General features: G+C 70.1%; 14 protein-coding genes. 8 read left to right on the plus strand and 6 right to left on the minus strand.

The window, feature by feature from the left end:
* Nucleotides 1–59: 59 nt before the first annotated feature.
* From BLV25_RS06725 to BLV25_RS06735, 3 genes are all read left to right on the plus strand, one after another.
* A complete protein-coding gene (locus tag BLV25_RS06725; RefSeq protein ID WP_021073917.1) occupies nt 60–1,022 on the plus strand; it encodes an RsmB/NOP family class I SAM-dependent RNA methyltransferase in 963 nt (320 codons plus the stop codon).
* Complete coding sequence (locus BLV25_RS06730) at nt 1,019–1,561, plus strand: DUF7122 family protein (RefSeq protein WP_092731639.1); 543 nt, start codon at nt 1,019–1,021, stop codon at nt 1,559–1,561. Before BLV25_RS06725 ends, BLV25_RS06730 begins: the two co-directional genes overlap by 4 nt.
* A 92-nt stretch (nt 1,562–1,653) precedes the next feature.
* The gene (locus BLV25_RS06735; RefSeq protein WP_021073919.1) at nt 1,654–2,595 is read left to right on the plus strand and encodes a cation diffusion facilitator family transporter; all 942 of its coding nucleotides are present in this window, start codon (nt 1,654–1,656) and stop codon (nt 2,593–2,595) included.
* Nucleotides 2,596–2,640: 45 nt separating this feature from the next.
* On the opposite strand, the gene BLV25_RS06740 is transcribed toward BLV25_RS06735, so the two are convergent.
* Nucleotides 2,641–3,399: an SOS response-associated peptidase gene (locus tag BLV25_RS06740; protein WP_092731642.1), complete on the minus strand. Its 759-nt coding sequence runs from the start codon at nt 3,397–3,399 to the stop codon at nt 2,641–2,643.
* Nucleotides 3,400–3,507: 108 nt separating this feature from the next.
* Here BLV25_RS06740 and BLV25_RS06745 point away from each other — a divergent pair, with 108 nt between their 5' ends.
* Together BLV25_RS06745 and BLV25_RS06750 are read left to right on the plus strand one after the other, a co-directional pair.
* The gene (locus BLV25_RS06745) at nt 3,508–4,275 is read left to right on the plus strand and encodes a ribonuclease H-like domain-containing protein (protein ID WP_021073921.1); all 768 of its coding nucleotides are present in this window, start codon (nt 3,508–3,510) and stop codon (nt 4,273–4,275) included.
* Between the two features lie 118 nt (nt 4,276–4,393).
* Entirely contained in the window at nt 4,394–6,256 is a 1,863-nt protein-coding gene (locus BLV25_RS06750; protein WP_092731645.1) for a flippase activity-associated protein Agl23, read from the plus strand.
* Nucleotides 6,257–6,371: 115 nt separating this feature from the next.
* Here the strand turns inward: BLV25_RS06750 and BLV25_RS06755 are convergent, their stop codons facing one another.
* Nucleotides 6,372–7,322, minus strand: a complete 951-nt coding sequence (locus tag BLV25_RS06755) for a transcription initiation factor IIB (protein WP_039401672.1) — start codon at nt 7,320–7,322, stop codon at nt 6,372–6,374.
* A 163-nt stretch (nt 7,323–7,485) separates the two neighbouring features.
* On the minus strand, nt 7,486–8,892 hold the full coding sequence (gene tcuA, locus BLV25_RS06760) for an FAD-dependent tricarballylate dehydrogenase TcuA (RefSeq protein ID WP_021073925.1): 1,407 nt from the start codon (nt 8,890–8,892) through the stop codon (nt 7,486–7,488).
* 259 nt (nt 8,893–9,151) lie between these two features.
* Between tcuA and BLV25_RS06765 the strand changes: the two genes are divergently transcribed.
* Nucleotides 9,152–9,553, plus strand: coding sequence for a hypothetical protein (locus BLV25_RS06765; protein ID WP_092731648.1), 402 nt, complete (start codon nt 9,152–9,154; stop codon nt 9,551–9,553).
* A 4-nt stretch (nt 9,554–9,557) separates the two neighbouring features.
* Nucleotides 9,558–10,235 carry an METTL5 family protein gene (locus tag BLV25_RS06770; RefSeq protein ID WP_092731651.1) on the plus strand — a complete coding sequence of 226 codons (678 nt, stop codon included), beginning with the start codon at nt 9,558–9,560 and terminating at the stop codon, nt 10,233–10,235.
* Here BLV25_RS06770 and BLV25_RS06775 read toward each other — a convergent pair.
* Both BLV25_RS06775 and BLV25_RS06780 read right to left on the minus strand, forming a co-directional pair.
* A complete protein-coding gene (locus BLV25_RS06775; protein WP_092731654.1) occupies nt 10,160–12,025 on the minus strand; it encodes a rhomboid family intramembrane serine protease in 1,866 nt (621 codons plus the stop codon). The genes BLV25_RS06770 and BLV25_RS06775 overlap by 76 nt on opposite strands.
* Before the next feature lie 85 nt (nt 12,026–12,110).
* Nucleotides 12,111–12,560 carry a halocyanin domain-containing protein gene (locus BLV25_RS06780; protein ID WP_256335666.1) on the minus strand — a complete coding sequence of 150 codons (450 nt, stop codon included), beginning with the start codon at nt 12,558–12,560 and terminating at the stop codon, nt 12,111–12,113.
* 101 nt (nt 12,561–12,661) lie between these two features.
* Between BLV25_RS06780 and BLV25_RS06785 the strand changes: the two genes are divergently transcribed.
* The gene (locus BLV25_RS06785) at nt 12,662–13,147 is read left to right on the plus strand and encodes a DUF5799 family protein (RefSeq protein ID WP_021073931.1); all 486 of its coding nucleotides are present in this window, start codon (nt 12,662–12,664) and stop codon (nt 13,145–13,147) included.
* Between the two features lie 445 nt (nt 13,148–13,592).
* Here the strand turns inward: BLV25_RS06785 and BLV25_RS17305 are convergent, their stop codons facing one another.
* Entirely contained in the window at nt 13,593–13,742 is a 150-nt protein-coding gene (locus BLV25_RS17305) for a DUF7557 family protein (RefSeq protein ID WP_021073932.1), read from the minus strand.
* Between the last annotated feature and the right edge of the window lie 3 nt (nt 13,743–13,745).

Raw genomic sequence — 13,745 nt, forward strand, 5'->3', positions numbered from 1 at the left:
CGGTCGAGCCTGCGGCGGGGAGTCGAAATCGACAAACCGACCGGTCGCGAACCCGACGTATGAACCCACTCGAGCGGTACCTTCCGCTCGTCGACGACGAGGACGCGTTCCTCGCGGCTTGCGACCGGCCGCTGCCCTCGGTCGTCCGCACAAACCCGATCGCGGCCACGCCCGAGCGCGTTCGTCGGGCGTTCGACGAGGAGGGGATCGACCACGAACCGGTCGACTGGCACGACGGCCTCTTCCGGCTGCCATCGGGGAGCCCGGGAACGAACTGGCCGTACGTTCACGGCTGGATCCACGGCCAGGAGGAGGTCTCGACGCTGCCCGGGCTCGCCCTCGACGCGCAACCGGGCGATCGCGTGCTCGACGCCTGCGCGGCGCCGGGCAGCAAGACGACCCAGATCGCGGCCGACATGGACGACCGCGGTACCCTCGTCGCGAACGATAACAACCTCGGCCGGCTCTCGGCGCTGCGGCACAACGCCGAGCGGCTCGGGGTCACGAACGTCGCCGTCACCAACCAGGACGCGCGAAACCTCTCGTTGCGGCCGTTCCCGTTCGACGCGTTCGACCGGGCGCTCGTCGACGTCCCCTGCTCGTGTGAGGGCACCTGCCGGAAGAACCCGGACGTCCTCGACGAGTGGACGCTCGACCACGTCGAGGCGATCGCCGGCGTCGGCAAGGGGATCCTGACCCGCGCCGTCCAGGCCACCCGCCCGGGCGGCGTCGTCGTCTTCTCGACGTGCACCTTCGCCCCGGAGGAGAACGAGGCCGTCCTCCAGCACGTCCTCGAGTCGGAGCCGTGCGAGCTGGAGGCGTTCGATCTCCCGCTTCACACCGAACCCGGAATCACCGCGTGGGACGGGGAGACGTTCGACGACGCGATGCGACGGGCCCACCGAGTCTACCCCCATCACAACGACACGGGCGGGTTCTTCTGTGCGAAGCTCCGCGTGACCGACGACGGGACCGCCGCCGATTCCGGGTCCGAGAGGATCGGGGAGGTGACCGCCGAATGAGCGAGGCGAACCCGCCGAGCAACGACGGCCAGCGCTTCGACCGGCTCCCCGAGACCGCCGCGGATCGGGAGGTTCCCGGCCGGCCGACCCGCGAGGAGGTCCTCGCGTGGTGGGACGAGCGGTTCGGCGTCGACCGGTCGATCCTGGAGCCGTACACCTTCCTCGAGAAGGGCGCCGGAAAGGTCTGGATCTACCGCGGGGAGGCGACCGACCCGTGCCGGATCGAGGCGCTGGGAATGACGTTCCTGCGGACCCGCCAGGAGCACTGGAAGCCGACGACGCGGGCCGTCTCCCGGTTCGGTCGGCACGCGAGCCGGAACGTGATCGAGCTCGAGCCCGCGGAGGCCGCCCGGTTCGTCGCCGGCGAGGACCAGCCGATCGACCGCTGGGACGGCGACTGGGGCTACCTGATTGCGGCCCACGAGCTGGCCGGCGGCCGGGAGCCGATCGGCGTCGGGCTCTACCTCCACGGCGAGCTCCGGTCCCGCGTGCCGAAGGGTAGCCGGACCGACGTCGGGCAGCTGGATCGTGCGGAGTGACTACGGGAAACGGCCGCGGAGAGTAGCACGGGGTCGAGCGGACGCCCGCGTCGAGGCCGGCGGTTTATAGGGGATGCCGACGGAGTGACGGTATGGTCGGCGAGGGGCGACGGTTCAAGCGCGCGGCCGGGGCGAACGTGCTCGGGAACGCGGTCAAGATCCTCGTTGAGGGGACCGCCGGGGTCGCGTTCGGGAGCGTCGCCCTCGTGGCCGACGCCGCCCACTCGGTCGCCGACCTCGTCGCCAGCCTCGTGGTGTTCGTCTGGGGCGGGGCCGCCTACGCCGACCCGGACGAAACGCATCCGCACGGCCACCAGCGCATCGAGCCGCTGACCGCGCTGTTCGTCGGCGCCGTCATCGTCCTGCTCGGCGCGAACCTGCTTCGGGAGTCCGCGCTCGCGCTGATCGAGGGGCCGGCGGTCGTCTTCGACCCGCTGTTGCTCGGCGCGCTCGCGTTCGCGATGGCGGACATGTATCTCCTGTACTGGTACACCACGCGGGTGAACGACGACCTCGAATCGACCGCCCTCCACGCGCTCGCGGTCGACTGTCTCAACGACATCTACACCACGATCGCCGCCGTCGCCGGCGTCCTCGGCGTTCTGCTCGGCTACCCCGTTCTCGACGCGGTCGCGGGCGGTCTGGTCAGCCTGCTCGTCGTCTATCAGGGGGTCGAGATCGCCCGCGAGAACGTGACCTATCTCGTCGGGGCCGCCCCGCCGGCGGAGGAGTACGATCGCGTTCGGGAGTCCCTGCGCGACCACCCCGCGGTCCAGGGCGTCCACGACCTCCGGGCCTTCTACGACGGGACCGACGTCGAGGTCGAGGTCCACGTCGAGGTCGACGGCGAGATGACGCTCCGGGAGGCCCACGACCTCGAGACCGAGCTGATGGACCGACTCAGGTCGCTTCCATCGGTCGGCGACGCCCACGTCCACCTGGACCCCTCGGGCGTGGGCGAGTGGAAGGACGCCCCCGACGAGGGGCCGGCAGCGAGGGTGGACCCCACAGCCGAAACTGACGGAGGCGAGTGAGCGACCGTCTCCGCAGCGAGCGCGAGGCGCCGTCCAACCGGCGCGTCAGACCGGCTCAAGCAACGATGGGTCGTCGTTCGACGGGTCGTTCACGCGCTCGGAGACCGGATACGCGCGCAGGTCGTCGGGAGCGATCGGATCGAGCAGCGACGCCGCGGTCTCGGGGTCCCCGTGGAGATATCGCTCCTCCTCGTCCGGCTCGAGGATGACGGCCATCCGGTGGTGGAGGTCGGCCACGAGGTCGTTCGGCTCCGTCGTGACGATCGAGAAGGTCTCGACCGGTTTCGGGCCGGCGTCCGCGGTCGGGTCGGATGTCGCGGCATCCGCGTCGGAGCCGGACCCGTTCCCGCCGCCGTTTCGGGCCCCACCGACAAACCGGTCGAGCCCCGTCTGGGTCGGCCCGTCGGGTTCGGGGGGTTCCCAGCGTTCATATATCCCGGCCATCGCGAACGGGCGGTCGTCCGCGAACGCGACGCGATACGGACGCGTTCCGGACCCCGTCTCCACCCACTCGTAGAAGCCGTCAGCGGGAACCAGACACCGACGTCGCTCGAACGCCGACCGAAAGGCGGGTTTCTCCCGGATCGTCTCCGCACGTGCGTTGATCAGACCCAGTCGCTCGTCCGCCCAGGCGGGCGTCAGCCCCCACTCCAGCCGGCGCGCCTCGGCCGGCTCGTCGGCGGTGATCACGGGAAGTTTCTGGCCGGGGGCGCAGTTGTATCGCGGCGTCGCGTCGGGAAACGCCGCGTCGAAGCGGGCCCGGAGGTCGCCACGGGACGTCGACAGCGAGTACCGGCCACACATACGTCCGGCTGGGTCCGCGAACGACAAAAGCGCTCGTGCTCCTCGATGCCCACCCCCGGTCGACCGCATCGCGAGGGGTTCAAGTGACCGGAGCGCGCCGGTGTGGGTGTGCGAATCGAGAACAGCTTCATCCCGGTCCGGGGCGTCGGCGAACGAACGGAGCGGCGGCTCTGGGAGCGGGGGATCACCCACTGGGACGCCTTCGACCGGTCCGTCGACGTGCCGGGAGTCGGCGCGACGACCGCCGATCGGATCGACGCGTTCATCGACCGGGCTCGCGACCGGCTTCGGGCCGGTGACGCCGCGTTCTTCGACGACGCCTTCCCGAGCGACCAGCGCTGGCGGCTCTACGAGGACTTCCGGGCGGAGACGTGTTTCTTCGACATCGAGACGACCGGCCTCGACGAGCAGGCCAACCGGGTCACGACCGTGAGCTTCCATCGCGACGGCGAGACGACGACGCTCGTCGCCGGCGAGGACCTCACCGCCGAGGCGGTCCGCGACCGGTTGGCCGACGCGGCCGTGATCGCCTCGTTCAACGGCGCGCGCTTCGACGTGCCGTTCCTGGAGACGAACCTCGGCATCGAGGTCGACACCCCGCACCTCGACCTGCTGTACCCCTGCCGGCAGCTGGGGCTTTCGGGCGGGCTCAAGGCGATCGAATCCGAGATCGGCATCGAACGCGACCGCCCCGACATCAGCGGTCGCGACGCCGTCCGGCTCTGGCGCGAGTACGAGCGCGGCGACGAGGAAGCGCTGGAGACGCTCGTCTCGTACAACCGGGCGGACGCGCGAAACCTGGAGACGCTGGCCGACGTCGTCTGTGAGTCCCTCCACCGCGACGTCTTCGGATCGGTCGCCGACTCGGCGGAGTAGACCGCCGAGTCGACCCCTCGACTGCCGAGTCGATCCCCGACGGCTAACTCGACCCGTGTCCGCTTGACCGCCCGACCGAACCGAAACGTTCCTACGCCGCGGCCGAGACGGCATCGGTATGACGCCGTCCCCGGACGACCGTCCTTCCGAGCGCCGCCGAGGGCGGATCCGCGGCCTCGACCCGCGGACGTGGAACCGGAATGACCGCCGGACGCGCGCCGCCGTCGCGACGATCGTCGTCTGTTCGCTTCTCGCCCGGACGGTCGCCCTGGGCGATCGACCGTTCCACTGGGACGAGGCACGGGTCGGGTACTGGACGCTCCGCTCGCTCGAGACGGGGAGCTACGAGTACCGCCCGGTCGCCGGCGGACCGGTCGTGTTCCATCTGAGCCGACTCGCGCTTTCGGTCGCGCCGCCGAGCGACGCCCTCGCGCGGCTCCCGTTCGCGATCGCCGGCGGGCTTCTCCCGGCCATCGCGCTCGTCCTCCGTGGGCGGCTCGGCGACGACGAGGCGGTCGCCGCCGCGGCGGTGCTCGGGTTCGCGCCGCCGCTTGTCCACTACGGGCGCTTCCTGCGCGGGGACGTGATCGCCGCCGGCGCGACGCTCCTCGCGGTCGGTTGGCTCGTTCGCTGGACCGACTCCGGGACCGGATCCACCCGGCGTACCCGCTACCTGTACGGCGGCGTCGTCGCCTGGGCGGTGGCGCTGGGCGCGTCCGGGTTCGCGGTCGCGACGCTCGTGCTGGTGGTCGCCGCTGGACTCGTCACGCTCGACCGACCGCGGATCGAGGGACGGGCGTCGAGCCTCGGCGACGCGGCACGCCGTGGCGGCCGATGGCTCGTCGATCGCGCGACGCCGCTCGCCCGCGCGGCGTTCGTGTTCCTCGGGACGTGGGCGGTGCTGTTTCTCCCGCGCGGCTCCGGCGGCGACGCTGGCGACGTTCCCGGCGGACTCGCCGGACTCGTCACCGACCCGATCGGGCTGGCGACACGGACCTACGCGGCTCCCGTCGAGGCGTTCATCGGGGTTCGCGTGGTCGAGCGGGCCGGCACGCAGTTCCTCCCGTTCGTGACCGGCGCCGTCTCGACGGCGCTTGCGACCGCGGCGCCGCTCCTCGCCATCGCCGTAGCCGGGTTTCTCGCGGACCGGTACGGACTCCTGGGGGGAGCGACGGGGAAGCGAGCCGCGGGCGGCCGACCGATCGTCCTGTTCGCGTCCGTCTGGGCCGGCCTCGGCCTGGTCGGGTACCCGGTCGTGGCGGAGGTGGTCGCGCCCTGGACGCTCGTGCACGTGCTCGTGCCGCTGGCGGTGCCGGCCGGCGTCGGGATCGCGGCCGTCTACCGGTACGGTCGCCGGGCTGCGGGGCAGTCGCTGGGTTCGAACGCGACCGCTTCCGGCACGCACGACGGTCGTGAGGCCGTCACGCGTGACGCCGAGCGAGCGACTGCCGGCGAGGCCGATCGGGTGACAGCCGGAGATGCAGCACGGGTCGCGGCGGCCGGACTCGTGCTGTTCGCGCTCGTCGCCCACGCCGGCATCGTCACGCTCGATGACGTCGCAACCGATCCGGGACCCGAGTCGGCGCTCGCGCAGTACGGCCAGCCCGCAGACGACCTCGAGCCGCTGGTCGGGGAGATGGAGGCGGCGATCGCGGACGCGGAGGGCGGGAACGCGCGCGTCGTCTGGGTCGGCGACCGGTTCCACCTCTCGACGGAGGCGGTCGCGGACCGTCCCCCGATCGAGACCGAAGCGGACCGCGAGGCGTGGGGCGAACGGCTGCCGCTTCCGTGGTACCTCGAACGCACCGGTGCGGAGGTCGGGAGCGTGACCGCGCCGAGCGCCCTCGAAGGGGAGCCCGCGGTCGTGATCGCCGATCCGGACCACGAGGGGTCGCTCGACGCGATGCTCCCCGCGCACGAGTCGCGGACCCTGCGGCTCGGGCTCTGGAACCGCGAGGTCGTCGTGTTCATCGCGAGCTAACTGCCACGGTCGGTTCGGAACGAGTCGGAGTGGGACGAGTCGGAGTGGAACGAGTCGGAGTGGGACGAATCGGGACGTCTCGGGTATTCAGCTCAGGCTTCCTGGATCGACCCCCTCACCGAAACCCCATCGCCTCGATCTGCTCCTGGTACCGGTTGCGGATGGTGACCTCGGTCACCTGTGCGACCTGGGCGACCTCGCGTTGGGTCTTCTTCTCGTTGCACAACAGGGAGGCCGCGTAGATCGCCGCCGCCGCGAAGCCGGTCGGCGACTTGCCCGAGAGCAGCCCCTGCTCGGCGGAGACGTCGATGATCTCGGTGGCCTTCGTCTGGACCTCCTCGCTGAGGTCGAGCGCCGAGGCGAATCGGGGGACGAACTGCTTGGGGTCGACGGGCTTGAGCTCCAGCCCGAGCTCCTGGGAGATGTAGCGATAGGTTCGGCCGATCTCCTTCTGGGGAACCCTGGAGACCTCGGCGACCTCGTCGAGCGATCGGGGGATCCCCTCCTGGCGGCAGGCGGCGTACAGCGCGGAGGTGGCGACGCCCTCGATCGACCGGCCCCGGATGAGGTCCTCGGCGAGCGCGCGTCGGTAGATGACGGAGGCGACCTCCCGAACCGAGCGGGGGACGCCCAGCGCGGAGGCCATTCGATCGATCTCCGAGAGCGCAAACTGGAGGTTCCGCTCGCCCGCGTCCTTCGTCCGGATGCGCTCCTGCCACTTGCGCAGCCGGTGCATCTGCGAGCGCTTTTCCGAGGAGAGGGACCGCCCGTAGGCGTCCTTGTCCTTCCAGTCGATCGTCGTCGTCAGCCCCTTGTCGTGCATCGTCTCGGTGATCGGGGCGCCCACGCGGGACTTCGACTGGCGCTCGGAGTGGTTGAACGCCCGCCACTCCGGCCCGCGATCGAGCTGTTGTTCGTCGAGCACCAGCCCGCAGTCGTCACACACCAACTCGTGGTCCGCGTCCGCGACGACCTCCGCGGAGCCACACTCCGGACAGGAGACCGTTTCGTCCGCCTCCTGCTCGGTCTCCCGCTCCTGCCCTCGCTGCCGGCTCGGACGTTCCATATAAGGTTTGTGGCTGGTGGCGTATTTAAAAGTTGGTGTCGGGTGCGTTATGATAACGCGGGTTCGATGGGACGGGATCCCGCTTCCCGCTGCCGGTTTCGTCGGCGGACGACTCGCAACCAGCCCGACGGGAACGGCCGGTCCGGTCCGGCCGACTACCGCCTCACTCGAGGTCGTCGACCGCGGTTTCGGCCGCGATCCGACCGTAGACGGCGGCGTTGGTGAGGCCGGTTCCGCCGGGGTAGTTGTTGTAGAACAGGCCGCCCGTCGCGTTCCCGGCGGCGTAGAGTCCGGGGATGGGGTCGTCGCGCGTGTCGAGCACCTCGGCGTCGGGCGTGACGGCCACGCCGCCGAACCCGAACGTCATGCCGCCGGTCACCGGATAGCCGGTGAAGGGCGGCTCGTCGATCGGGAGCGCCCAGTTGGACTTGGGCGGGTCGACGTCGGGCGCGTCGTTCCCGTCGAGGACGTTCGGCTCGTACGCGTCGAGGCCGTCTCCCTCGACCGTGCAGGCCTCGTTGAACCGCTCGATCGTCTCGACGGCGGTCTCGGGGTCCTCGACGTCGAGGCGTCTGACGAGGGATTCGATCGAGTCGGCCGTGACGGCCCGGCCGGGCCCCATGTGCGCGACGTCGTCGACGGTCTTCGAGTCGACGACGATGAACGCCTCGTGGTAGGGCTGCTCGAAGATCTCCCGACCGAACTTCGCGTAGGTGTGTGCGCGCGCGTCCTCGCCCTCGTCGACGAACCGCTCGCCGTCGTGGTTGAGGATGACGCCGTACTGGTAGCCGTCGATCCGGGTGATCCCGCCCTCGACATCGGGCGATTGGACGTCGATGATCGCCATGTGGGCGTCGCCCCACTCGCCCTCCGATTTGGCGCCGACGTCCATCGCGGCGTCGAGCGCCTCGCCGGTGTTGTACCGGCTGCCGCGGACCTTCATGTTCCCGTATCCGGGGCCGTAATACCGGGTTCGGCGCTCCTTGCTCGAGCCGTAATCGCCGGCCGCGAGGATCACGGCATCGCCCTCGAAGAGCGTGCGGCGTCCCTTGTGGCGGGCTTCGACGCCGGAGACCGTCCCGTCGTCGTCGCGCCGAAGGGACCGGGCTTCGGCCTCGTAGAAGATCTCGACGCCATACTCCTCGACGATCTCGACGATCTCGTCGACCATGTCCTCGCCGTGGAGCCAGACGCGTCCCGCGGTGTAGCCGGGATGGGGCGCCTGATACTCCCAGCTGACGCCGTGGTCGGTCAGCCACTCGAAGGTCGCCGGCGACTCGGAGACGAGCCGGTCGACGAGGTCCTCGTCGGCCCGGTAGTTCGTCACCTGCATGATGTCCGAGTAGAAGTCGGCGGTCGAGTAGTCCTCGACGTTGAAGCTCGCGTCGACGTCGACGTCCGCGGTCGGGATCCGGAACGACTCGGTGAACCGGGTATGGCCGCCGCGGTGTTCCTTCGGGCTCTTCTCGAGGAGACAGACGGACTGGTCAAGCTCCGCCGCGCGGAGTCCGGCGGCGAGACCGGCGATGCCACAGCCAATGACGACGATGTCGAAGGAGTGTCGGTTCATTATCGGGGTGTCGTCTCGGATCGATGGTCGGGTTGGTCGTCGGTCCGGCTCGATCCGAAGCCGGCTCGACCCGGAGCCGGAGCGACCGTCGGATCGGCCCGATCGTCGGCTTCGCTCGCGTTCAGTATTGCCATCGATCGCAATCGGGCGTTGGGTCAGCAGTAACTTAACCGTTCACGCGAACGGTCCCGTCCATCGCCGTGTGATAACTACTGCGCATTTACAAAGATACTTGTATAACCAGAGAATATGTAGTCGTATGAGCACCACCGATTCCACGAGCGTCGACGGACCGATCGCGGGGTGTCGACCGGCGGACGTCGAACCCGTCGTCGTCGACGGCACCGATCTCGAGAGCACCGCCCCCGAGTACCTGCGTGACCTCAAGTCCGAACTGTCGCAACGGGGCTACCAGCCCGCGGCGCTGGCGGTGCGGGCGTGTTTCGCGGAGGACTGTTCGCTCGCCACCCAGGAGGAGGCCGACCGGCTTCGCGGGTTCGTCCGCGCGGCCGCGTTCCTCGGTGCGGGCCGGATCGAGATCGCGATCGAGGACGTCGCCGAGCCGGAGACCGTGGAACCCGCGATCGCCGCCCTCTCCGAGCGGGCCGCGCGCGAGGGCGTCACGCTCCGACTCACCGGCGACGCCGAGATCGCCGGCTGATCGTATGGCCTCGCGGCGCTCCCTGGCGACGAAACTCGGCGTGGTCGCCGGCTTCGAGCAGCCGAGCGCCTCGCTCGAGCAGTACCCGACGCCGCCGGAACTGGCCGCACACGTCGTCCACCTTGCCGACCTCCAGGGCGACGTCGAGGGACGAACGGTCGTCGACCTCGGGTCCGGGACCGGGATGCTCGCGCTGGCGGCCGCGCTCCGCGGCCCGGCGCGGGTGGTCGGCCTCGAGGTCGACGCCGACCCGATCCGAACCGCCCGCGAGAACGAGCGACGCGTCGGGACGAACGCTCCGGTCCACTGGGTTCGCGGTGACGCGACCCACCCCCCGCTCCGGATCGCCGAACCCACGACGGTCCTGATGAATCCCCCGTTCGGCGCCCAGGACGGGAACCGCCACGCCGACCGCGGGTTCCTCGCGGCCGCCGGCGCGATCGCCGACGTCTCCTACTCGGTCCACAACGGCGGCAGCGAGGAGTTCGTCCGCGCGTTCGCCGCCGATAACGGCGGGACGGTCACTCACGCCTTCGCCGCCGAGCTGGACATCGAGAACCGGTTCGACCACCACACCGCCGACTCGGCCGCGATCGACGCCGAGGTCTACCGGATCGAGTGGACTAGCGACGAGTCGGCGGCCGACGCGGCGCGCTCCGATGGGTCGACGTCGGGAGCCTGATCGCCGTCACCCGCTGCAAGCGCAGCCACCCCGGCATCGACCGCTCCGCTTCCGACCGCCCCGCTTCCGACCGCCCCGCTTCCGACCGCCCCGAGATCGATCTCCCGCGCCCGTTCCCGTCCCTCGTACCGCTCGGCCTCGAGGACCCGGACCCGCGTTCCGTTCGTCTCGGCGTAGATGCGCCGGTCCTCGCGGACGAGGCGGATCCCGGAGAGGCGAACCGACTCGTTGTCGGCCGGAAGCGGCGCGGTCTCCGTGTCGTTCCCGTGTGCGACGGTGACCTCGAAGACGCCCTCCCGGGCCGCCACGGTCACGTTTCGCCCCGCGATCGTCGGCTCGGCGGTCGCCGAGTCGGAGACGTGGACGGTCCGCCGATCGCCGTCGTGCTCGAGATCGACCCGGTAGCTCACGCCCGCCCCGACCGCGCGCCAGCCGGTCCGGTGTGCGGTGACGGTCTCGCGCCAGCCGACGCCGCCGACGGCGACGTCACGGGAGCCCCAGTAGGCGAGATTCCCCCGGGAGACGGCGGTGATCCAGACGTCGCGCTCCTCGTTTTTGACGATCACCCCGGAGGTCGTGACGTTCGTCGCCCCCTCGAACGCCTCGACGTCGATCACGTTCACCAGCTGGTTGGGCACGTCCTCCGCGTAGGTCACCTCGTAGCCCTCGATCTCGACCGGCGTTCCGGGCGTCTCCTCGTCCGAGACGGTGATGAGGTTCGGGACGACCGAGGGGCCGACCAGGATCCCGAGCGCGGCCACCACCAACACGACGCCGACGATCCGCGGCGTGGCCGACCGGAGGGCTTCACGCATCGTCTCCGGGTTCGGAACCGCGTACGCCGGCAGCAGCGGTCGGTCGCTTCCGGCGACCGCGAGCGTGACGATCGCCGCAAGCAGGGCGACGAGCGCGACGCCGGCCGCCCGGTAGAGGACGTATCGCTCGTTCCCGAGGTACCAGTAAACCGCCCACAACGACCGCGAGGACGCGAACAGGAGGACGCCGGCGAAGACGACGACCGCGGACCGGGTCGCCGTTTCGCGGCGGCGGAGGAGGACGATTCCGACCAGGACGCCGAGCAGCAGTCCGACCGCGTGTCCCTGGATCGAGACGTTCGCCCACCACGGCGCGCCGTAGGAGGGATTCGCGGCGGCCCGCGTGACGGGCGTTCTGAACGCGTTGTACAGCAGGCTCACGAGCGACGAGCCGGCGAGTCCGACGATCGACCCGAGCGGGTAGTGGACGAGCGCGACCCCCCAGAGCGCGAAGACGACCCCGGAGAAGCCGATGACGGGGCCGATCGAGAGGACGCTCGAGAGAACTGCACCGCCGATGATCGCGCCCGGAACGACCAGGAACGCTCGAACGTATGGATTCGAACGCCACGACGCGAACGAACTCGCCCCGCGAGCGCGCGGATAGTGTCCGTAGGCGTACTCGGCGAGCGTGCCCGCGACGAGAGTCGCCAGGAGGTTGCCCGTGAGGTGGCCGAGGCTCGCGTGCGAGAGCCCCGCGAGAAGCAGCCCCTCGAGGTAGAAGTACGACCACGCGCGGAACGGGATCACGACCGGCGAACTGGGGTCGTCGATCCCCCGCTGGACGAACAGGTAGACGCAGATAACGACGCCCACGGCGACGAGCGTTCCCCACGGGACGCCGCGGAGAAGCCGGGAGCGGATCCGCCGCCCCCATCGCCCGCGCGGACGGTCGATCGCCCACACGACCGCGAACGCGAGAAGGAACGCGACCGGGACGGTTAGCCGGTGGATCGAGTCCCACTCCGGAAGCATACCCCGGATTCGATCGTGGTCGGTGAATAGCCTTCGGGTCGGTTGCGGTCCGATAACGGGCGTCGCGATCGCCGCGGTCGCGGGGTTACTCGACGACCTCGACCGCGCCGCGCATCCCGCTGGCCTGGTGCGGCGTACAGGCGTATCGGTAGGTCCCCGTCTCCTCGAATCGGTGGGTGAACGTCGCGCCCGACTCGCGGTGCAGATCGCTTTCGAACCGGCCGTTCTCCTCGACGACGTCGTGTTGTCCGCCCTCGCCGGTCCACTCCCAGACGACATCGGTCCCGACGTCGACCCGGACCGCGGCCGGATCGAACGCGAGTCCGCCGGCGGCACCCACCGCGACCGTCACGGTCGACTCGCCGGTGTGGTCATCCACGCCGTCATAGTTGTTGGCGCTTTCCAGCCAATCGTCGCCCCCGGAGGCGGCCGCGTCGCCGTCGCCGCTCAGACAGCCTGCCCCGAGCGCGAGTCCGGTCGTGCCGACCGCCGCGAGCACGGCGCGTCGGGAGGGGTTCCCGCGGTATCGCTCCATATTCATCCCTCGGATCGATCGCGGCAAAACGGCATCGATCGGTCGGGAACCGCGGTCGGCTGAGCACAACGCTCTTTGGAGCGGTCCGCGTAGCGACGAGTATGAGCGATTGGACGGACGCGATCGTCGGCGACAGAATGGCCGTCGATCAGGAGTTCAACGACCGCGTGATGAACTCCCGGTTCAGCAACCAGGAGTGGGGATTGATCATGACCGCCACGGAGTTCGACATCGAGCACGCCGACGACCCCGACCGGGCCCGGATCGTCGCCGACACCTCGAAGCTGCCGGATATGATGCCGGAGCTCGACTCGCTGCGCGAGCAGATGCCGGCGGCGGCCGGCGGGGGCGGCGACGACACGGGCGGCGGCCTCGGCGGCCTCGGCGGTGGCGGCGGAAGCGGGTCGGGATTCCTGCGGAAGGTCCGCGGCGCGCTCGGCCTGTCCGGCAGCGGGGGCGACGGCGGCGTCGACGAGGAGCGGCTGGAGGCGGCCGAGACGATGGTCCAGGAGTACGCCGACCGGCTCCAGCAGCGTCTCGAGGAGAAGGGGGAGTTCGAGCGCGCGCGAACCGCCTATCTGGAGTAGTCCGCGACGCCGTATCCGAAACCGGAGCGCGTGCCGAACCGTCGGTTAGGGACCGGTAGGGAGACCATTACTATCGGTTCGGAGGACTCTTCGACGACCATGTCCCGTTCGACGGACGGTACGATTCCGAACGACTCACGTTCGCATCGGCCGGACGACTCACGTTCGCATCGACCGGACGGTTCGCGTCCACGCCGACCTGAACGAATACGGCGCGCCGCCGAGCAGCTCGGCACCGTCCTGCAGTCGCTGGACCTCGAGGAGGAACCGGAGCTTGCGGACGAGCTGATCGATGCGATACGGGCGGCTGACAGGGCTTATGAGCTCGAAACCGCAGTTCGGTCCCCCCGTCGAAAGGCCGACGGATTTCGCTTTCCGGCGTCCATAGCCGACGGCCGGCTCCCTCGTGACCGGTGACCGGCGGATTCCCGCCCGTGTTTCGGCGTCACTCGGCGTCGCCGCTGTGGAACAGCGTCAGTTCCTCGGCCTCGTAGATGTTGATGAGTTCGGTGATGAGCTCGTCGTACTCCTCGTCCTCGACGCGGAGCCCGTCGAGCCGTTCGATCGTCTCCTCGTCCAGGTGTATCTGGGGCATATC

It is taken from the genome of Halopenitus persicus (assembly GCF_900107205.1).
In the GTDB taxonomy this organism is placed as follows: domain Archaea; phylum Halobacteriota; class Halobacteria; order Halobacteriales; family Haloferacaceae; genus Halopenitus; species Halopenitus persicus.